This is a genomic window from Chthonomonas sp. (assembly GCA_016788425.1).
GTDB lineage: Bacteria > Armatimonadota > Fimbriimonadia > Fimbriimonadales > Fimbriimonadaceae > JAEURQ01.
Genome location: JAEURQ010000002.1, coordinates 891,508 through 912,638 on the forward strand (window position 1 = coordinate 891,508; position 21,131 = coordinate 912,638).

General features: G+C 59.6%; 16 protein-coding genes. 9 read left to right on the forward strand and 7 right to left on the reverse strand.

The genetic code is table 11. The annotated features are described in order from the left end of the window. The first annotated feature begins 12 nt into the window (after positions 1-12). Positions 13-243: a twin-arginine translocase TatA/TatE family subunit gene (locus JNJ45_06335; protein MBL8048283.1), complete on the forward strand. Its 231-nt coding sequence runs from the start codon at positions 13-15 to the stop codon at positions 241-243. After that, positions 240-1,115 carry a hypothetical protein gene (locus JNJ45_06340; protein MBL8048284.1) on the forward strand — a complete coding sequence of 292 codons (876 nt, stop codon included), beginning with the start codon at positions 240-242 and terminating at the stop codon, positions 1,113-1,115. Before JNJ45_06335 ends, JNJ45_06340 begins: the two co-directional genes overlap by 4 nt. On the opposite strand, the gene JNJ45_06345 is transcribed toward JNJ45_06340, so the two are convergent. Both JNJ45_06345 and JNJ45_06350 read right to left on the reverse strand, forming a co-directional pair. Beyond that, complete coding sequence (locus JNJ45_06345; GenBank protein ID MBL8048285.1) at positions 1,112-2,299, reverse strand: Gfo/Idh/MocA family oxidoreductase; 1,188 nt, start codon at positions 2,297-2,299, stop codon at positions 1,112-1,114. The genes JNJ45_06340 and JNJ45_06345 overlap by 4 nt on opposite strands. Positions 2,300-2,357: 58 nt before the next feature. Further along, positions 2,358-3,083: an SUMF1/EgtB/PvdO family nonheme iron enzyme gene (locus JNJ45_06350; GenBank protein ID MBL8048286.1), complete on the reverse strand. Its 726-nt coding sequence runs from the start codon at positions 3,081-3,083 to the stop codon at positions 2,358-2,360. 141 nt (positions 3,084-3,224) lie between these two features. On the opposite strand from JNJ45_06350, the gene JNJ45_06355 reads away from it, so the two are divergent. Further along, positions 3,225-4,139: a zinc metalloprotease gene (locus JNJ45_06355; protein ID MBL8048287.1), complete on the forward strand. Its 915-nt coding sequence runs from the start codon at positions 3,225-3,227 to the stop codon at positions 4,137-4,139. 72 nt (positions 4,140-4,211) lie between these two features. Continuing rightward, a complete protein-coding gene (locus JNJ45_06360) occupies positions 4,212-5,366 on the forward strand; it encodes an MFS transporter (GenBank protein MBL8048288.1) in 1,155 nt (384 codons plus the stop codon). Here the strand turns inward: JNJ45_06360 and JNJ45_06365 are convergent. The 3 genes from JNJ45_06365 to JNJ45_06375 all read right to left on the reverse strand — a co-directional run bounded on the left by JNJ45_06365 (position 5,328) and on the right by JNJ45_06375 (position 11,398). Beyond that, positions 5,328-6,764 (reverse strand): hypothetical protein, encoded by a 1,437-nt coding sequence (locus JNJ45_06365; GenBank protein MBL8048289.1) that lies wholly within the window; start codon positions 6,762-6,764, stop codon positions 5,328-5,330. The genes JNJ45_06360 and JNJ45_06365 overlap by 39 nt on opposite strands. 62 nt (positions 6,765-6,826) lie before the next feature. Then, entirely contained in the window at positions 6,827-10,285 is a 3,459-nt protein-coding gene (locus JNJ45_06370) for a hypothetical protein (protein ID MBL8048290.1), read from the reverse strand. 144 nt (positions 10,286-10,429) lie between these two features. Beyond that, on the reverse strand, positions 10,430-11,398 hold the full coding sequence (locus JNJ45_06375) for a thioredoxin family protein (protein MBL8048291.1): 969 nt from the start codon (positions 11,396-11,398) through the stop codon (positions 10,430-10,432). A 66-nt stretch (positions 11,399-11,464) separates the two neighbouring features. On the opposite strand from JNJ45_06375, the gene JNJ45_06380 reads away from it, so the two are divergent. The 5 genes from JNJ45_06380 to JNJ45_06400 all read left to right on the forward strand — a co-directional run bounded on the left by JNJ45_06380 (position 11,465) and on the right by JNJ45_06400 (position 18,418). Then, entirely contained in the window at positions 11,465-12,754 is a 1,290-nt protein-coding gene (locus tag JNJ45_06380) for a glycosyltransferase family 39 protein (protein MBL8048292.1), read from the forward strand. A gap of 47 nt (positions 12,755-12,801) precedes the next feature. Continuing rightward, entirely contained in the window at positions 12,802-13,365 is a 564-nt protein-coding gene (locus JNJ45_06385; GenBank protein ID MBL8048293.1) for a sigma-70 family RNA polymerase sigma factor, read from the forward strand. Further along, positions 13,362-14,090: a hypothetical protein gene (locus tag JNJ45_06390; protein MBL8048294.1), complete on the forward strand. Its 729-nt coding sequence runs from the start codon at positions 13,362-13,364 to the stop codon at positions 14,088-14,090. Before JNJ45_06385 ends, JNJ45_06390 begins: the two co-directional genes overlap by 4 nt. Positions 14,091-14,148: 58 nt before the next feature. Next, on the forward strand, positions 14,149-14,874 hold the full coding sequence (locus JNJ45_06395) for a hypothetical protein (protein ID MBL8048295.1): 726 nt from the start codon (positions 14,149-14,151) through the stop codon (positions 14,872-14,874). A gap of 124 nt (positions 14,875-14,998) precedes the next feature. After that, the gene (locus JNJ45_06400) at positions 14,999-18,418 is read left to right on the forward strand and encodes a sodium/proton-translocating pyrophosphatase (protein ID MBL8048296.1); all 3,420 of its coding nucleotides are present in this window, start codon (positions 14,999-15,001) and stop codon (positions 18,416-18,418) included. A gap of 78 nt (positions 18,419-18,496) precedes the next feature. Here the strand turns inward: JNJ45_06400 and JNJ45_06405 are convergent, their stop codons facing one another. Next, the gene (locus JNJ45_06405) at positions 18,497-20,218 is read right to left on the reverse strand and encodes a PilT/PilU family type 4a pilus ATPase (protein ID MBL8048297.1); all 1,722 of its coding nucleotides are present in this window, start codon (positions 20,216-20,218) and stop codon (positions 18,497-18,499) included. A gap of 20 nt (positions 20,219-20,238) precedes the next feature. Then, positions 20,239-21,102 (reverse strand): HDOD domain-containing protein, encoded by an 864-nt coding sequence (locus JNJ45_06410; protein MBL8048298.1) that lies wholly within the window; start codon positions 21,100-21,102, stop codon positions 20,239-20,241. Positions 21,103-21,131 lie beyond the last annotated feature (29 nt).

The window sequence follows — 21,131 nt, forward strand, 5'->3', positions numbered from 1 at the left end:
AACTTGATGAATATGTCCTCCTTCCTCGCCCTTGGCTTCGGCACTCAAGAACTGCTGATCATTGTCGTACTCGTGCTGATCTTCTTTGGCGGACGCAAAATTCCCGAACTGATGCGCGGCGTCGGCAAGGGCGTAGGCGAACTGAAAAAGGGCCTCGACGAAGGCAAGCGTGACCTGGATCGCGCGATGAACGACGACAGCCGCGAAGCGGATCAGGATGAAATTCGACCCTCAAAGTCGTGATTCTCAACCTGCAAGCAGACGACGTCGCCAGTTACAATCAAGCTCGAACCGAGCAGGTGGTCTTTCGCACGAATGACCGCCTGCTTGTTTTTTCGGGGGACGATCACCTTGATTGGCTGCAAGGCCAGCTGACGCAAAACCTCCTTCCCGCGCGTCCCGGCGACTCCACCGCTTTTGCGATCGCCAGCGCAACCGGCCAGATTCAGGGCTACGGACGCCTCTACTGGGGCGAGCGCGACACAACCGTGATCGCCGACGTCACCAGCGCCTACGCCCTCCAGGAGCGCGTCCAGAGGTTCGTGATTCTGGAGGATGTCGAACTCGCGATGCCAAACGTGAGGGTCTGGTCGGCGCAAGGTCCGCTGGCGAGTGACCTGCCCGCCGATGGCTGGTGGCACGATCGATTTGGACTGGGCGGATTTGACTTCGCGCTCCCCATCGAAGGGGAGCATCATACTTCCCTCACCCCCTTGGCGCAAGACCTCCTGCGCATGGAATCGGGTTGGCCCGTCATGGGCATCGACACGACCGAGAAAACGCTCGTCGCCGAACTCGGCGAATGGTTTGTCGGCCAAACCGTGCACTACGAAAAAGGGTGTTACACCGGCCAGGAAATCCTCATGCGCATCTACTCGCGTGGCCACGTCAACCGCTCGCGAGTAGGGCTTCTGCTGGAGGATCCCATTGAAAATTTGGCGGACATCACCGACCCGGACGGCCAAGTGTGCGGGTCCACTCAGCAGGTCGCGGTGAGTCCGCGCCTCGGCCCAATCGCTACGGGTTTACTGCGCACCGAAGCAATGGGCAAGCAGTTGTGGGTCGGTAAGGCAAAGGCTCGCGCCGTTGCCTTACCGTTCCCTGAGAGTCGTTAGCGGCCCGGAATCGCGACCGCGGGCATCGGCATGCTGCCAAAGCCCATGTCGTCGGGCATGAGCTTGAGGTCCGACTTCATCGCGTCGTCCCACGTAATCAGCTTGCCCGAATAGCCCGCCATGCGGCCCATGATCGCGGTGAGCGTACTCTCGGCAACCTGCTTGCCCTCGTTAAAGCCCTCGTCCGCCTTGATGGACTTCGCCAGTCGCACGTGCTCCAGCACATAGGGGTTGGGGCGATCGCCCTCGAAGCGCCACGCCTTCTTGCCCGCCTTGATGCTGGTGTTGGCGTTGCTGATGCCCTTCGAGCCGACGATGTGCTCGCTCACGCGGCCATCGCAGCCATCAATTTGGCGGCACATGGAGATCATCTTCACGCCGTTGGCATAGACAAACTCGGTGGCGAAGTGGTCGAACACGTGGCCGTAGTCGCCACCGGTACGAACCTGGCGACCGGCGAGCGACATCGCGCTCACCGGGTGTTCGCCCATGACCCAGTTGCACACGTCGATGTTGTGGATGTGCTGCTCGGCGATATGGTCGCCACTGAGCATGGTGAAATACAGCCAATTGCGGATCATCCATTCGGTGTCGGACATGTTGGCCGCCCGATCCACCTTCCACAGACCGCCCTGGTTCCAGTAGCAGTTCATCGCGACAACCTCGCCGATTTCGCCCTTCTTGATGCGGCTGATGCACTGGTTGTAAGCTACGTCGTGGCGGCGCTGAGTGCCGGCGACGACAGTCAGATTCTTCTTCTTCGCCATTTCGGCGGCGGCCATCACCATGCGAATCCCGGTGGGGTCCACGGCGACCGGCTTTTCCATGAACACATGCTTACCGGCCTCAATAGCGGCGCTGAAGTGGCGCGGGCGGAAGCCCGGAGGCGTCGTGAGAATAATCACGTCCACGCCGCTATCAATGACTTGCTTGTAGGCATCAAAGCCGGTGAACTTTCGGTTGCCGACGTTCATCTGCGCGGCGGGAATGTCGCCCATCCAGCCCATGCCTTGGTTCAGGCGATCCTCAAACAGGTCACCCACGGCGTAGAGTTCAAAATCCTTGTCCGCGGCCATACAGTCGCGAGCCGCGCCGCTGCCCCGTCCGCCGCAGCCAATGAGGCCGACCTTGATCTTAGCGGCGGAGCGAACTTCGCCCGCGAAAACACCCTCAGTGGCCAACATGGCCCCGGTTACGGCAGTAGCCGCGACAAATTCTCTTCGACTCAATGACATTGGTTTACTATTCCTCCAGTTCACAAACTAGCCGCAGACCCACAAATTGTCCGTTCGCGAGCCACCACTTGGACTTTGGGTTTTGCGGATCGGCCATGTTCCAATCGGGAGAATACTCTTCGGCATAATCCGCGCGCAGGGCCTTCGGCTTTGTTCGCCACGAACCACCCATCAGGACGGGCGAACCATCGGCTTTGGTTGCCCACTCGCCCACATTTCCGTACATATCGAACAGGCCAAACCCATTCGGCTTCTTCTTGCCGATCGGGTGCGTGGCGTCCTCGGCATTGTCCCAGTGCCAGGCCACGTCGTCCATGTTCTTGGGCGGCTTCTCGTTGGCCTTGCACGCGAAAATCCATTCGGTTTGGGTGGGCAGGCGGAACTTACGCTTTGTGCGCTTGCTCAGCCAGTCGCAAAACTTGAGCGCGCCGTGAAAGCTGATGCAGTTCGCCGGGAATCCGTCGTGGCCAAACCCCGTGAAGATAACCGCATACGGCTTGCTCGGCCGACTGATGACCTTTGCCTCTTCGCCGAGTTGCTCCTCATCGAGGCGCAAGGCCCAAATGTCCAGCACTTCGTGCGGAATCTCGGTGACGCTCATCGCAATCGGCCGATCCTTGCCGAGCGCAGGCAGCGTCCGCATGCGGATGACAGGAGACTGGCCCGGAATGGGGCACGTCCACTCCGCCGCTTGACCGGGCGCGAGCGAAAGACATAGAGCGGCGAGGATCATAGGTTAGATTTACCCGAGTGTTGAACGTTCGGGCGGCCAGATAATTTTGCCGGGCCTAGTAAAAAAATAAGGGAGTTGCCCCGATTTTCATAAGAATTGTTTTACAATGCCTCAAGGGCAACGGTGCCCTCAGGGTTAAACATGAAGTTGATTCAAACTTTTGGGTTATCACTCGCCGCTTTGGGAGGCGGCATCGCACTTATCAGTTGTGGCGGCCAAGGCGCTTCCACCACCGATACCCGCGAGAATCTTGCAGAAATTGAAGTCTTGGAAGCCAAGAACATTCGCTGCGCTACGCCGGATCCGTCCGAGCGAGTCAAGAGCGCGGTCGAAACCGACCTCAAGGCATCGCTTTCGTCGCGAGCCGTCGGCGGAACCATTACTGTTTACTGGCACGTGATCTACAACGGCTCGGCCGGCAACGTTTCCACTACCTGGATCAACAACCAGATGAACGTGCTGAACAACGCCTACGGCGGATCCACCGGCGGTGTCAACACGCGCTTCACTTTTGTCAACGGTGGCGTTGACCGCACCAACAACGCGAGTTGGTACACCATGGCCTACGGCTCGACCGCCGAAAGGAACGCCAAGAACGCTCTGCGACGAGGCACAGCGGACGACCTGAACATTTACGTGGCCAACATTGGCGGCGGCCTCTTGGGCTGGGCAACCTTCCCGTGGGAGTACGCCGGTAACCCGAAGATGGATGGGGTTGTGATTCTCAACCAATCCATGCCCGGCGGCAGCGCGGCACCCTATAACTTGGGCGACACCGGCACGCACGAAGTCGGCCACTGGATGGGCTTGTATCACACCTTCCAAGGCGGTTGCAGCCAAACCGGCGGCGACTACGTGACCGATACCAACGCCGAGCGATCGGCCGCGTACGGCTGTCCTTCCGGACGCAACACGTGTAGCGGGGCAAACTATCCTGGCAACGACCCGATTGAGAACTTTATGGACTACACGGATGATTCGTGTATGTACAAGTTCACGACCGGCCAATCGAACCGCATGGATAGCGCTTGGTCGGCCTATCGCAGCGGACGCTAAGCAGACGTTCAACTTGTTAGCCCGCCCCTCGGGGTGGGCTATCTTTGTTTCAGGGGCGTACAATAAGGGCTCTTGAGCGATCTCTTTTCTCGGCCGCAAGGTCCCCGTTGGTTGGCGCTGGCCGGATACAGCTCGTTCCTTGCGATCGGCGGCATCGCGGGAATGTACGGTCCGATGCGCACTCCGCTCGAAAAGCGCTTTGGAGTGGAGCTCGGCGACACCGCCCTGATGGTGCAGTTGCACTTCGTGGGTGCCGTGCTGGGGTTGCTTGTGTTGCCCGCGCTCATGCGCCGCATCCCGGCCACTCCGCTGATGGTGCTCGGGTGCTTACTGTTTAGCTTGGCCAGCTTGGCGCTGGGGTTTGCTCCGGCGTGGGGCATGGTGCTGGTCGCGGCATTTTGTTTGGGGCTGAGCTTCGGGCTGATTGACCTCGGCGAGAACGCATTGTTCTCCTTCAAGTTTGCGGCCCGGCGCGGCCTGATGCTCAACCTGTTAAACGGCATGTTTGCCATCGGCTCGGTGCTCGCGCCGTTTGCCTTAGCGCAGATCGGTCGCTACCCGGTCGTGCTCGCCGGGCTTGCCGCTCTGGCCTCCTTTGCCCTGGTCAGCCATTTTCTCGTCGGGCCGACGACGTTGCCCCATACCGAGGAATCGAGTGGCAAAGTTTCGGGCGGAGCCGTGGTCCCCGCGTTTGTGGCCATGTACTTTTGTTACGTCATGGTCGAGGTCGGTGTCGGCGCGGGGTTTGCTAAGCTCCTCGAAGCCAAAGGATTTACGACCGAGCAAGCCGCGTTGTGGTCGGCAGGATTTTGGGGAGGACTGGTCATCTCGCGCTTTGCCTACGCCGCGGTTGCCGACCGACTTCCCGCACGCAAAAGCCTCACCGTCATCGCCATGGCCGCGGTCGCGGCCATGCTGCTCTGCTACCTTCCGGGGCTTTTGCCTTGGGGAGTGGTTCTTGCCGGATTTGCACTCGGGCCTTTCTTCCCCGTCGGCCTCGATTGGCTCGGCCACGTGCGCCCGAACAATAGCCGCGTGATGAGCTTTGTCATCACCGGCGGATGCGTGGGCGGAATCGTCGGCCCTAAGCTGGTCGAAGCGGTCGCCGCGAGCCAGCCGGGCCAGTTCCTCACCGGCTTCATGCTGCTCGCGGCGCTACTGCTGGCGGCGGTGATTACCGCCCAGTTGCTAGTCGCCCACCCCGTCGAAGCCGCTGGCGAGAATTGAGTAGTCAGCCACGTCGATGATGCTGTCGCCGTTGATATCGCTGTCGAACGGGCGGTAGCCCTCCTCGTTGGCGATCAGCCAATCAAAGTCGCTGGCGGATTTGTCGAACGCGGTGGCGAGCTGCGTGTAGTCCGCGATGTCAATAATGTTGTCGTTGGTGATGTCGCCGTTCACCGGCAGGGTCACGTTCACGACCGTATTGCCGCCCGTGGTCACCACGTTGCTGGTCGCCTTCGCGAGCCAGTGCGTCACCTTTACCGTCACCTTGTAGGTGCCGCCGGTGTTGGGCTTCGGGTCGGGCACCAGGTAGCCCTTGGTCGGGCTGAGCGGAACCTCCATGGCCTGCAGGAGCGCACCGGTGGACTGCTCGTACACGCTAACCACGGCGGTCACCGGAAGCGGGCCAAAGCTCACGTAGTTGCTGAAAGTGAGAGTGCCGCTAATCGTGCGCATGTTCGTATCAACAAACAGCGCGGTGCTCGGCTGCAGAATGCCGCCCGCCGCCACCGAGCCGGTGTTGTTGGAATACTGCTCCGCATACGGGAAGAAGCCGTTCGCCGTCGTGTTGGTGTAGTCCTCAAAAAAGTAGTTGGGTTGCGGAATCGAAGGCGAATTCTGGGTGTCGTCTTCCCAATCGTATTCGCCGCTTGAACTCGGATTTGAGCCCGGGAAGTAGGGTTCGCTCGGCGAGTTCATGTTGCTGAGCAAGGGTTGCGCGGCCCACGTTCCGAGCGGGATCTCGGCGAAGTCACCATTGGCATCGGTCGTCCCGAACTCGGTGATGACGCCGCCGCCTTGCACTCGCGGAATCGGAACGCCGCCCGCCAAGTTGCCTAGGTCGGCATCCACCACGAGCTGCGCGCTCGGCGCTTGCGCCAGCTTTTTGATGATGATGCCGCTGTACTTAGTGCCTATCGCCGGCCCTTCGGCGGCCGGATCAATGTCACACGTCTTGCTGGTGTAGAACTTGATCACCAGGTTTTGCGGCCCACCCGACGGCTGCCACACCATGCCGCAGCGCACTCGCTTGGCGATGCCGCCGATCGTGCTCGTGCGCACATTCATGTCGTTGGCGGCCATGAAGGTCTTCTTCGCGAGCCCAAAGTGGCGCGGCGTGGTGTGCGCGCCATAGAAACTGCTGTACGAATTGAAGCTCGTCGTGTTCGTGCTCATTGAATCGAACGCCATGAGCCACGCCGGAACTTCGACGCCGATACCCGGAGACACAGCTTGCCATGGTGTCACGCGGTTGCCCTTGGCGTCAATCATCGCCACGTAATCGGGCTGAATTGTCTGCACTCGACCGAGGTCGATGGGAACCGTTTGGCGGTTTTGCGCCGTGGCCAGGGCACTAGCCAGCGCCAAAAAGGCAATTGATGATCGCTTGAGCACGTTCATTAGACGCTCTTTAAGTACCCCAAGATCGGTTTTGGCGGAGGGGAATCCGCGAAAACCTGGTATCAGAACCGAACGGAGAACTCGCCGCGCGCGCTCCAGTTCTGTACCTTAAACTGCGCGTCACGGCTGTTTTGCCAGCTGACGTTGCCCAGGAACAGGCTGAGCGATTGGTTCGGCCCAGGACGCTGGTCGAACCGCAGATGATAGCGGTGCGCCGTGCGCTTGTGGTTGCCCTTTTCGTTGTGCTCGAACCCGTAGTACAGGTTCAACGGCGAAGGATTGTTGCTGAACAGAGTCATGTTCAGGCCGGCGACGCGACTGAGATTCTTGCTCGTATCGTCGCGGAATTCGTCCCATGCGAGGCCGAGTTTTGTGGCCGCACTCCCATTAAAGTCGAGGCGCCACTTGGAGCTTCGCGCCGCTTGCGGAAGGCTACCGAGCAACATGTCGCCGCGCGCGACTTCGGGGTTCGTTTGCAGTTGGTGCGTCAGCGAGACGCCCTTCGTCGGCTTCCAACTCAAGTTGTAATCGCGGATGGCGAACGACTTTTGGCTGGGCATCGTGCGCACCTTATAGAATACAGCGAGGCTCAGCGGAGACTTGTCCGACTTCGGCGTGCCGAATCGGAACGAGCGGTCGATGGCGCGTTCACCGGTCGGTGCGATCTGCGAATTGTAATCGAACTTGACGTCCGTGCCGAGAATGCTGGCCGCCGCGCCAACCCAGCGGTTTTCGCGTTGGAAGCGCTGGTAATCGCGGAAGGTGTCCGCCTTGAGGCCGAAAGTGAAGTTGCGGAACAGACCCAGATTCATGGGTCGGACCAAACCAAAGCCGACGTTGCCCGTGGACTGGTAGCGCGTGCCGTCCCATCGCTGGTCGTTGTAGGCCGCATTGTCAATCTTGACGTTGCCAACCGTGCCGCCGGTGAGACTGGCTTGGCTGGACATGGTGCCCGCCGCCGTGCTGTTGGTGGCGCGAACCTGGCCGTAGTTCAGGCGCAGACCCGAGCCGAGGTCAATCCACACTCCGTAGTTGCGGTTTTGCTCGTCGGGGCGATCGCCGCTTCGATTCACGCTGGTTTCGGTAACCGAAACGCCCACCTTGCCGTTGATGTCCTTGCTGATCGAGTGGCTCGAAATTTGGTCGTTGCTGCCGTCGCTAAACTCGATGCGCGTTTGCTCGGTACCGATGCTCGTCTTGGGATCCACCTGCGCGGTGATCCCAAACGTGCGGCGGTCCGAACTCGGCGCGGTCGTTTGCGTGCCGTCAAACGTCACGCGCTCGGACTCGTACTTGGCCGTCAAGTTGCGCATTTGGCGCGCCACGCTCAACCGGTCAATCGTGTTGAGGTACGAGAGTTCGGCTCCGACCATGTCTTGCTGGCGGAACTTGAAGAGTTCAAACTTGGTTTGCGCGTCGGGTTGGAAGCCAAGCACTTGCTCGCCGAACATCCGCGAAGTCTTGGTCTCCTCGTTGTAGCTGTCCGACTGCTTCATGCTCAGGCCAAGGCCGCGAATCATGCTCCAATTGAGGGCGTAGTCCTTTTGCTTGTAGCCGCGCAGGCTCCGCATCAGGTCGCGCTCGGGGTCCACGAGGTTGTTCACGGCTTCAAATCCGCTGCCGACCTCGCGCTGGTTGGCGCTGAACTCGAGGCCCTTGCCCTTAAATCCGACTTGAGTTTTGCTGGCCGAGCCCTGGCCGTCGATATTGGCCGACATCGTCGAGGCGTTCAGTTGGCCGCTTTTGCCCATTTGCAGGCTCATGCTTTGGTCGGTCTTGTTCAGACCGGCGTCCACGCCAAGGCGTTGGCGCTCAAACTCCATGAGGCTCGCCGCCTCGCTAAACGATCCGTCGAACTTCTGTTGCTTAAAGCTATAGCTCGCGTTCTTGGTTTGCAAACCAAAGCGGTTGACTTCCCCGTTGCCCTTTTCGCCGCCGAGCTTAATGGTATCGGCGATGAGATTGATCCCGGTTTTGGGCGTCCATTGCAGACGGTTCATTTCGCGGTCAATCCGCGCGCCGTTGACGAGTTCCATGCGACTCTCGGGCTTCACCCAAAAATCTTGCGGCTCGTACATCATCGCGATGCTCTTGACGTGACCGTCAAGTTCGCCGTCAGCCATCGAGCCCAGCGCCTCGAACTTCTTGTCGCGACTGCGAAGGATGCGCGTGAAGCTAAAGCCCTTCGCGCCAAGCGTGATGTCTTGCGCTTCGAACTCCGACCCATTGGCGTCTTCGCTTACGCTCGAAGTGGCGTACTTTAAGCCGTTGCCTTCAAAGGCGAGGGTGTCGCGATTGAGGCCGCGTTCGCGGGCCAGTTGCCCGCGGTCGCCTTCGCGCAGACCGTTGAAATTGGTAAAGCCTTGGTCCACCGATTGGTGCCCCAAGGAAATCTTGTACTTGCCGAACTGCGCAGTGTAGTTGTTGCGGGCGAAACCGGCGCCGGCTTCGTCCTTCACGACCATATTCGAGGCCGAGAAGTTGCTTGCACCGGACTTAAACCCGAAACCGACGTTTTCGCGGGTGAGCCCAGCTTCCTTGGCCAATTCGTTGCGATCGCCTTCCTTAAGGTCCTTAAAGCGCTTAAACTGCTTGTCCACTTGGCGACGGTCGAAGCTTGCTTCGAACGCACCGGCCTTGACCGAATAGCTACGCCAATCGATTTCGTTGTTGCCGTCGGTCACCATTCGCTGCGCGCCGCTAAAGCTCAGGCCGCCGACCTTCAGGTCCTTGCCTTGCACGCCGCTGCGCTTAAGGCCCTTTTCCTTGGCGAAGGCACTCGCCTCACCTTCGGTATAGCCGCTCGCCATGAGCGTGCTGACGCCGTCGAACTTGGAGCCGATATCTTGGTAATCCAGCGAAAGCTTGCCGGGACCGAGCGACCAATCCATGTTTTGGATCATCGCCTGGCTGGCTTCTTCGTTGACCGCGGCGTCCTTTTGCCCGGTCTCGATCATCGAGCTAGACTGGACTTTCTTGCGCTGAGTGACGCCCATGAAGCCGGACATCCGGACTCCGCCACCCATGCTGAAATTGTTGCGCAAGCCGAGCAGGTTCGAGCTCGTGATGCTGCCATCTGCCCCGCGCTCCGCCATGCCCAGGCCCATCACCATTTTGCTACCGCCGGTGAGGTTGAAGGTCAGTGCGTTCGCGACGCCCAGCTTCTTGCTCGCGTCGGCATACTTGCCCGCGAGCGTCAAATCAAATCGGTAAGTGACCCGCGCGGATTGGCCGGTCTTGGGCGGGAACATGAGGTAGACCACGCCCGAGCCATTGTCAATGCTGTAGTCGGTGCCGCGTCGCAACAGACGACCATCAACTTCGACTTGCTCCGAACCGGGCAGGACGCCGGCGTTGCGGAGAATGACGCTGGGGGAACCCGTTTCGAGGCGGATCAGGTCCATGGCGGTCTTGCCGCCAACGCTCGTGGCCGACTCAACCGGGGCGTCGCCCGCATACGTGACCGAACCTACGGTGCCAAACACCGCAAGCAGGGCAACAGTAATGCAAGACGACCTCATGGAGTTCACGTTCCTTCCTTGGAATAAAGAGTGATACAAGTATTATCGCGCAAAAGGTTCCGTAAGTTCAGTTGAACCTGCAGAAAACAAAGAAAATCCCCGGCTTTTTTTAGCCGGGGATCGATTTTTTGCCAACCGACTGGCTTACTTGAACTTTTCGAGCTCCGAGATCAGCTGCGCGGTCGGGCGGTAACCCACCATCTTGGCGAGCTCGTTGCCTTCCTTGTCTAGCACACGCAGGTCGGGAATGCCGCCGACGCCATAGCGCTGCGCGATTTCCGGTTCCTTGTCCGTATCGACTTGGCAAAGGACGAAGTTCTTCGCCACGTTCTTGAACTCTTCCGTACCGTAGGACTCGTTTTCGAGCTTGCGACACCAGCCACACCAATCGGCGGTGAAGTGCACGTAGACCTTGCGATCGAGGGTCTTGGCCATCGCCAGAGCTTCGTCGAAGCTGTACCACTTGACGGCGATGAGATCGGCTTCGGCCACTTCATCGGCACCCTTGGGAGCCTTGAACACGAATGCCGAGGCATCAGCGCTCGATGCAATCGAAGTCGTTTCGATAATCGTGGTCAGGTTGTCCTTGCCCTTCACGGCGACGACTTGCACGGCCGGGAAGTTGGTCGCCGGGTCCACCATCAGAGTCAGGGTGCGACCCTTTTGCGCGTCAAGCACGATCGAGATTTCGTTGAGCTTCTTGCCCTTGCGGTTGACGGTTGCGCCCGCCTTGCTTGTAAACCCGTTGAATGCGTTCTTGTTGAAGAAGGCCGTCCACATGCGCATTTCGTCGGCGGTGAGCAGCATGCTCAGAGCCTTTTCGCTTTGCGGCTTGGTGTAGTACTTCTTCATCTTCTTCATGTACACCGTCATGTTGTTGCCATCGGCGACGATCGTTTGATCTTCGTTATCGATACGCGCCTTGTTCGGCTTGGCGAAGGCGAACTCGGTGACGCTGGGCGAGCCGCCCATCGGCGTGGCCGAGAGCGTGACGGTCAGTGCTTCTTGAGCGTGAATTTTGCCGACCACGTCGCTGAGACTGGGCGCGGCGGCGAAGCCAGCGATCACCGCGATTGCGATGACGGCGATACCTGTTACTGCAAATTTGTTCATCGGAATGATTCCTCAATCGCATTCTAGTCCAAAGCGGCTAGAATTCGTACAGTTCATTTAACGAAAATGCGCGCCAACTCGCTTCTCTTTTTCATTCTTGTTGCATTCTTTGCCTTGGCGAGTTGGACCGCGACCACCACTCCCTACCGCCAGAGCGGCTTCTTGTTCAACCAACGAATGACGCCGTCGAGCGAAATCGGCAACCCCGACGAGCGGCAGCACGCCAACTACATTCGGCACCTCCGCACCGAGGGGACCATCCCCGTGCTGCGACCCGGCACGCCCGACTTTGGCGAAACCTACCAAAGTCACCAACCGCCAACCTACTACCTTCTGGCCACGGGCTGGGCGAAGCTTTCCGGTGCGGACCCCGAACTTGCGAGCGGGAAGCGCATTCGTTATCTCAACGTGGTCGTCGGCGTCATCACCCTCCTCGGCGTGTTTTTCGTGGGTCGCTGGGGATTGGAGCGCGACGACATCGGCGCGGCCGCGGCCATGTTTGTGGGGCTCAACCCCATGTTCATTGCGCTGAACTCGGCGATCACCAACGACGCGCTCCTTTACTGCTTCTGCACGTGGGGCTTCGCGTGGTGTCTGCGGCTGATTAAGCCTGATTCCACGTTGCGAGATGCGGCGATCGTCGCCGTGCTCGCAGCCCTGGCGATCCTCACCAAAATGAGCGGCGTGCTCATGATTCCGGTCGCGATGCTGGCCGTGTTCATGCGTCCGACCAAGGACATCAAGGTCATGACCCAGATGTTCAGCATCGTCGTGTTCGGCTCGATGCTGCTCGCCGGGTGGTGGCTTCTGCGCAACAACTCGCTCTACGGCGACCCGCTCGGCCTGAAGATTTTCAAGGAAGCCTTCGCGGGCAGTCCCAAGTCCATGGAAATGGCGGCCGTCCTTGGTCCGCGAGACTTTTGGGTGGACATGTTTGGCTGGTGGACGGCCCGCTCGTTCTTCGGCGCGATGGGCAGCATGGACATCTTTTACGGCCACCAGGTGTACCGACTGCTTTTTGCGGGCGCGCTGCTGCTGGTTGTGGGCACCCTGATGTTTCGCCGCGACGGCAACGAAGTGCCGAAGTCGTACCGCATGCTCGCCTGGGCATTTGCCTTGTTCGTGCTGGCGCAGTACTTGCAGTTCAATCTCACGTACTTCCAGGCGCAAAGTCGCTATCTCTTCCCCGCGATCTCGGTGTTCGGGACCCTCTTTGCGATTGGTCTGGCCGGGTGGACCAAAGCCAAGTTCCTGCCCGTCGCGATGGGTCTGGCGGTGTTGCTCGTCGGGGCGAACATCTGGAGCGGCGTGTACGTCCAGCACGAATTCGAACGGCGCATCTCCGGGCAGCGTTGAACCTGTTCTGTAACGTTTCGGGTTCAAAGCGAGTCTAAACAGGAGTCTTGATCAGCTTGAGAATTGACACCGCCGAATCTTGGGCCTACGACGAGGACATCCGCCTCGTGGAGCGTTTCTTGGCGGGTGACGAATCGGCGTTTCACCAGATCTACACGCGATTTTACGGCAAGGTTCATCACATCGCGCAGGGCGTCCTTCTCGACGCTGAGGAAGCCGCCGACGCGACCCAGGAAATTTTCACGCTGGTCTACCGAAATCTGGGCCGCTTCGACAAGCGCAGCCGCCTGAGCACCTGGATCTATCGAATTGCGGTGAACCGCAGCATTCAGCACGGGCGCGCGTCGAGGTTCCGCTACCGATTCGTCGAGCTCGATCACGCTCAGCATCTGGCCGGCGAAAACGGCCATGCGATGTCCGACCCGGTCGTCGCCCAGGCGATGAGTCAACTATCGCCCTCCGACCGCGCTATTCTGCTTCTGTTTTATTGGGACGACCTGAGCCTGTCCGAGATCGCCGAGAGCCTCGGCTGCAACGAGAACGCGGCGAAGACTCGCCTGTTCCGCGCTCGCGAACGGTTCCGCAAACTCTACGAGGAGATGGACGCATGAAGCCGATTGACCCCAGCGTTGACGACCTCATGTGGCTCATCGCCGACCAGAACGAAGCGGCGGCCACCGAGTCGTTTTGTAAGCGCTACCCGCAGCATCGCGACGAAATGCACAAGCGCATCCGTCTGGTCAATGGCATCCGTGCGAACCGGCCCGTCGCACCCGTCGCGGCGGCCACGCCGCCGGCATTTGAGGCGCGGCCCGTGCGGAGCAACTCCACGCCGCAGATTTGGTGGACGGTCGGGCTGCTCGCGTTCTTCACCATGACCTACGCTTTCTCCCGATTCGCGTTTGCGCCTCCCGCGGCCAAGCCGACGGAGGTGGTGGTCAACAATCCGGTGGTCAACTCGGGCCTGGAACCCAAGCCAGCCGCGGGGCCGGACGAAACCGCGCATCAAAACTTTGGCACGCAATCCAACCCGGCGCCGCAAGCAGCGCCGAAGCCGCTCACACCGATGGAGCGACGCGTAAGCCTCGAGGCCAGCGAAAGCTCGCTGGTGCAAGTGCTCAACAAGATCAGCTTGCAATCCGGAGTTCAGTTCCAACTCGCGCCGGGCGTCAATGACATGCCGCTCGCCCTTGGGTTTGAGGATCGCACCGTGGCCGAGGCGCTCACCGACATCGCGATTGCGCTGAACATCAGCTTTTTGGAGCAAGAGCCGGGCAACGTGCTCATCATTCCGGCCGGGAATCAGGGCCCGGTGACCGAGAATTCCGGCGGCTAACCGCAATTTTTGACCGTCTGCTTGGACATGCACGATTTTTCGTGTATGGAATAGAGTCATGTCGAAAGCCAAGCGAAGCTCGGACGTCGTTGAGGAGTTTGCCACGCAGGTCCTCATTTACGGAGGTTGCGGCCTCGCCGCCTTCTTGTTCGGACTCCTGCTCTATGCCTACAAGGGCATGCTTATGTATGTCGGTCTGATCCTCATGGTGGGCGGGCTCGTGGCCATCGGGTACGCCGCGTATGAGTTCACCCAGGCCCGCAAGGTCACCACGTTTAAGAGCGTATGTCCCTATTGCAGTGCCACCAACACGCTCACCGAAGAAGCTCAAGAGAGCTTTGACTGCATCGAGTGTCACCGAATGATCCCGGTTGAAAACGGCCGCATGCTCAAGGTCATGCAGGTGCGCTGCGGTTTCTGCAATCACCTGAATTTCTACAACGAAAACTCCGTGGGGCTGCTATGCGAGGAGTGCGATCGCACGATTCCGATCGCAACCGCCGACGGCGAGTTGCAGTCCAAGGCGTTCAATACGTATTCCCGGCACGACGACGACAAGTTCTACGACCTGGTGTTGACCGACCCGGGCAAGAAGACAGAAGAAGTGATTTCGTGCCTCCAGCACATGCTCGCGCTGAACCGCAACAACGTCAAGCAGATGTTCGACGAGGTGCCCGTTGTACTGCTCACCGGCATCAACAAGATGAAGGCCGACATGCTCGCCGCGCAGGTGGAGAGCCACGGCGCGATCACCGCCATTCGGGAAACTCCAACCCAAAGTTAAAGTCCTAGGACCGATTTGGGGTACTCTCGTCGGCAACTGTCCCGCCCTACCGGCTGGGGCGGCGTTCTCTGCATGGGAGCACCCAAAAATTATGTCGTGGATTAAACAAGCTCATCCCGGTGGAATGAGTCCTGCACGAAAGGTCATGGGACGCGTACTCGCTACGTTTCTCGCCCTTTTGCCCACATTCGCTTTTGCTAGCGCCGAAGCCAATGTGAAGCTGCAGTTCTCGAACACGGACAAACTTTATCTTTACGCTTCTCTGGCGATCGGTTTGATCGCTATCATCTACGGCTTCGGCCTTCGTAAAAAGCTCTTGGCGCTGTCGCCGGGCGACGAAAAGATGCAAGAAGTGGGTGCCGCCATTAAGGAAGGCGCCCTTGCCTACCTCCGCAAGCAGGTTTCGACCATGATGATCTTCGTTTTCATCATCGGTGCCATCCTGTTTGGCGCGTACTTCAACAAGTACGGACCCGCCGTTTCGGGCTTCCTCGCACTCAGCTTTGTCGCGGGTGTGGCCGCCTCGTACTACGCGGGTTACATTGGGATGAAGACTGCCGTTGACGGCAACACCCGAACTGCCCACGCCGCCTTGAGCAGCTACAAACTGTCGCTCGAAACCGCCTTCAAAAGCGGTGCCGTCGCCGGCATGCTCACCGTCGGCCTCGGTCTGATCGGCGCGACCGCCATCTTCCTGCTTGCTGGCGAGCAAGCCATGAAGCTTCTGGTTGGTTTTGGTTTTGGCGGCTCGTTGGCCGCCCTCTTTATGCGCGTTGGCGGTGGGATTTTCACCAAGGCTGCCGACGTGGGCGCGGACCTGGTTGGTAAGGTTGAAGCCGGTATTCCGGAAGACGACCCCCGCAACCCGGCCGTCATCGCCGACAACGTCGGGGATAACGTCGGCGACTGCGCCGGTATGGCCGCTGACGTCTTTGAATCTTACGAAGTTACGCTTGTGGCCGCCATCGTTCTCGGTGCCGCTACGGCTCAAATCTTCGACCAACAAACGTGGATGAAGCTCATCCTGTTCGCCTTGGTTGCCCGTGGTATTGGGATCGTTGCTTCGATCGTCGGCATCGCGAGTGTCAAGGGTTCGGACGACCTCACGAGCGATCCGCTGAAGCCGATTCAACGCGGCTTCCGCCTCAGCGCAGTCGTCGCCGCGCTGATCACCGCCGCTGCTGCCTTCCTTATGATGGGCGGCCAAGGTGACAAGATCAACGTGGGCACGTTGCGCACGCAACAAGACGTTCGCTTTGAAGAGCTGATGGCCACCAAGGCCGTGCAGAACAAGGTGTTCGCGCTTAAAACGGCTGACTTCAACGCCACCAAGAAGGACGGTCAAACCGGTCCGACAATTGAGGACGTGACCCAAGACGAAGTCATTTCGTACTTGGTCGTCGCCGAAAAGAATGGCGGCGCGGATAAAGTCAAGTGGTCTGACATCACCGGCCTTAAGAAGGTCATCGCGACCAAGACTCCGGCCATGGCAGGCGACGCCACCAAGGTCACCACTCCCGACCTGTGGAAGGAGTACACCGAAGCTCGCAAGGGCAAAAAGGCGACCGAAGGCGCAACTGCCCTGGCCGCCTATGAGTACGAAAAAGCGGCCAATCAAGGCATGCTTGCCAACAACCTCGGCGCCGATGCCACCACGGCTCGCGCCCCGGACAAGATGACCGGCTACACGGAAGTCTCGTTCGCGGACAAGACCAACCCGGTCTACAACTACACGGTTCAACGACCGGTTGACAACACGAACCCCGCGAATGCGGCCAAGCCCGAATACATCGCCCTCGGCGATCTGATGTCGGGTGACAAGGGCTACGGCACGACCGGCAAGCTCGCGTTCCTCTACCTCAAGCTCGGCCAAGCGCCGACCACGCCCACCCCGCGCGGCGAAACCCCCAAGAAGGACTATCGCTACTTCGCCTGGGGTCCGATTGACGTTGACATCGCCAACAAGGTGATTGACAAGGCCAAGAAGGAACAAAACATCGACGTCGTCGTTGAGAAGACCTACAAGGCCGTTCTCATGTCGAACACGAAGGGTCAACTGGCCTTTGGGGTTGGACCCGAAGTCAAGACTGGTGAAGCCTTCACCGACCTCCTGAGCCTGCAACCCGCCGGCCCGGGCATGGGTCTGGCGTCGTACTACACCAAGTCGGTGGCCGAAGTGAAGGCCGCCATGGAAAACCCGAATCCGAACAACCCGGTAGCAATGCCGCGCACGAACGCGATTCCGGTGGCCCAACTCATCGTCAAGGAAGCTGCCTGGTGGCGATTCCTCCTGTGTATCCTCATCGGGATCTTCATGGCAATCGTCTTCGAAAAGCTGACGGACTACTATGTTGCTCTCGAAGGCAAACCGGTGAGCGAAACCGCCGCCGTTTCGACGGCCGGTCCCGCGCCGATGATCATCCAAGGCTTCAGCTACGGCCTCGAATCCTCGGTGTTTAGCGTGGTGGCCATCGTCATCTCGCTGCTCGCTCCGCTCTTCATCTTCCCGCCGGCTCTGTACGGTGGTCCGATCCTGAGCTTCTATGGTATCGCGCTGGTGGGTCTTGGCCTGCTGACGACGACTGGTTACATCCTGGCCATGGACACCTTCGGCCCGATCTCGGACAACGCTCAAGGCGTGTTCGAAATGTCGGGTGCGGGTCACAGCAACCCCGAAGCCGCTCGCGCCGTGCAACTGCTCGACGCGGCGGGTAACACCACCAAGGCTCTCACGAAGGGCTTTGCCATCGCCACTGCGGTTGTTGCCGCCGTCGCCCTGTTCCACAGCTTTGTGGAAGACGCGATGCTCACTGGCGTGGGTATGCCGCTTGAAAAGCCCGAGATCTTCCTCGGTCTGCTCATCGGTGGGGCCGCTCCGTACCTCTTCTCCGCGTTCTCAATCAACGCGGTGGGTCGAGCTGCCTTTGACCTCATCAACAACGTGCGACAGCAATTCCGCAACGATCCGGGCATCATGGCCGGAACGAGCAAGCCGAACTACGCAAGCTGCGTCGCCATCGTGACCCAAGCCGCACAACGCGAGTTGATGGGCCCGGGCATCCTCGCGATCTTCCTTCCGCTGGCCGTGGCCTTTGGCTTCAGCCTCGGTGGAGACGTGACGACAATCGGTAACGTTGAGGTCAACCTCAGCGGCGCGCAAGCCCTCGGCGGCTTCCTCGTCGGCTGTATCGTCAGCGGTCAGCTGCTCGCCGTTCTTCTCGCCAACTCGGGCGGTCTCTGGGACAACTCGAAGAAGCTCATCGAAGACGGCAAGTACGGCGGAAAGGGCACCGACGCTCACAAGGCGGCGGTTGTCTGCGACACCGTTGGCGACCCGTTCAAGGATACGGCTGGCCCGGCGCTCAACCCGCTCATCAAGGTCATGAACCTGGTTGCCCTGCTCATCGCCCCGATCGTGATTCTGCCGCTTGGCAAGCCGATCGCTGGCGCGATCACGGTGATCTCGCTCTTGGCTCTGAGCTACTCCATCTGGTTCAGCAAGCGAAGTTCGATGGCGACCGGCATGGAAGATATGTCGAGCTAACGAGCCGAACCCCACGACCAAGAAAGTGGCCCGAGTCCTGGACTCGGGCCACTTCTTTTTGCTCTACTGAGGAGGGGCTTAGGCCGCGCTCTTGGAGAGGCGGACAAAGGTTTCGCGGTCCACGGCGCGCATCAGGCACTCATCAAACGAGCAGTTGCCCGAGCGATAGAGCTCGCCCAGCGAGTGGTCCATCGTAATCATGCCCTGGTTCTTCGACGTTTCAAGAATCGAATACATCTGGTGGGTCTTCCCTTCCCGAATCAGGTTCTTAATGGCCGGAGTTCCGATCATGATCTCGATGGCGGCACGGCGGCCACCACCCAGCTTCGGCAACAGTTGCTGCGAGATAACGGCTTCCAGCGTGTTGCCCAGCAAGACGCGAATCTGCGACTGCTGGTCGGCCGGGAAGACGTCCACGATCCGGTCGATGGTGCTCGGCGCGTTGCGGGTGTGCAGCGTACCAAAGACAAGGTGACCAGTTTCAGCCAGCGTCAACGCGGCTTCGATCGTTTCGAGGTCACGAAGTTCACCGACCAGAATGATGTCGGGGTCTTCGCGAAGAATGGCGCGCAGCGCGTTGTGGAAGCTGTACGTGTCCGAGTGCATTTCCCGCTGGTTCACCATCGACCGCTTGTGGCGGTGAAGGTACTCAATCGGGTCTTCAATCGTCATGATGTGCGTCGGACGCGACTCGTTGATGTCGTCAATCATCGTCGCGATGGTCGTCGACTTACCCGAACCAGTCGGTCCGGTGACCAGGATAAGGCCCGAGCTGCGCTTGCTCAGGTCGCGAATCACGGGTGGCAATGCCAGCGAATCGAAGCTCGGAATCTTGTTTGGGATCGCCCGCAACGCACCAGCCACGCTTCCCCGCTGCATATACACGTTAAAACGGAATCGAGCCAGGCCCTTGACGGTGTAACCGAAGTCGAGTTCGTGCGTGCGCTCAAACTTTTCGATCTGCTCATCCGAAAGCACGTCGTAGATCAGGCGGCGCGTATCTTCCATCGTCAGCGGCTGGTAACCCAGCGGCGCCAGTTCGCCATCGATCCGGCCCAGAGGCGGCAGACCGACCGTAAAGTGGATGTCGCTCGCCTTCTTTTCTTGCGACATGTGCAGCACCTCGTCAATGTGGCGGTCGCCAATCTTGGGGGTGTCCGATGTGATGCCCAGCAATCGGCGAACATCATCAAACTCATCGCCGTAAGAATTCTTCGGGCGTTCGGGCTGCCCTTCAAAGGCGGCGGCGCGTTGCTTCTGAATCGTTTCGGCACCCGCCGGAGCACTGTACTCGGCGCGGTCGTTTTTGCTCTCGGCCGACGCGGCGGGAGGAGCTTTGACCTCTTCCTTCACCGGCTCTTTAGCTGCCGCCGGAGCAGGTTTCTCCACCACCGGAATGGTCGGGATCGCGTCCAAAATCGAATCGGTGGCCGATTTTGCCTCGGCGACTTCGGTCACCGGGGCGGTGTCGTCCTTCGGACCAAACGCGTTGGGCACCGGCGTCGCGAATTCTTCCAGCACGGGCGGAGCGTCTTCGACAACTTCTTCTTTCTTCAGAGTCTCATCGTAGTCGGCGGGCCCGTTGTACTTCATCTTGGGGATGAACGAGCTGATGTCGAGCGGATTCCTCGTTTCCGCTTCGGGTTCGCTGGCCTGAGCCGACGGCGGCGTTGCGCCCTTGGTTTCGGGCTGCACCGAGCGCTGGACCGGCAAGCCGGTGCGCGGGTCAATATGCGTTTCGGTGGTCTCGCCCGGCGAGTCCTTCGGTTTCAGAACGTTATCCCAATTGAAGTCAGACATCATCGTGTTCCTTGTTGCGTTTAGGCTGCGGCTTGCGCAGACGAGATCGCCATCTCCCCTTCCATCACCAAGACCTGAAGCTTCAGGTCATCAAGATCGAGTAATTTGAGCGCCCAGTGCGGATAGGCCTCCATGAGCTTGGTTTGGTCGCTCACGCTAATTCCAGAAATCGCGTGTTTCGCCATGAGATGGCTCACCGCGACCACCGCAGGGTTAAGCGGCTTATCCACTTCGGCGGTCGGCTCGGTTAAATAGTTGAGCCCGTCCACCACGTCCTGCGGCAGGCCCCACTGGTTGGTAATCGCCTGAGCGACCTCCACGTGGGTGCAACCAAAAATCTGCGTTTCCGCCTCCGTTTCGCTTCCTCCGGCGCTGCTGTTGCCGACCACGAGCCCGTAGTTGTTCGGGTCCACGCGGTCCATGATCGTCTTGCCGAGGAGGTGCAAAAGGCTGCAGGTATAGGCTTCTTCGACATTGAGCTTGCCCGGGAAGCGGCGCCCGATATGGCGGGCACAAATGGCCGAGTCGAGCGAGTGTCGCCACCAAGCGCGGCGGCGCATCGATTCGGTGTCGGTCTTGCCCAAGAACATGTCAAACACGCCCGCGGCCATCGCGATCTGCCGAATGCCGTTGGTGCCCAAAAACGCCACTGCCTCGCGGATCGTCGTGACCGGTCGCGGCAAGCCATAGCTCGCGCTGTTGGCCATTTTGAGGACCTTGATCGAAAACCCGGGATCCACCGAGATGGTCTTCTCGATTTCTCCGGTGGAGATGTCGCTATCCGTGATTGTCTCCATGATTTTGTAGACAACCTGCGGCATTACCGACACTTCGGCAATTTGTCCCGCAATCGCAAGCGCGGCCTGATTAAAGACTTGAGGCATAAATGTTCCCGTACCCTGCCCTTTGTATC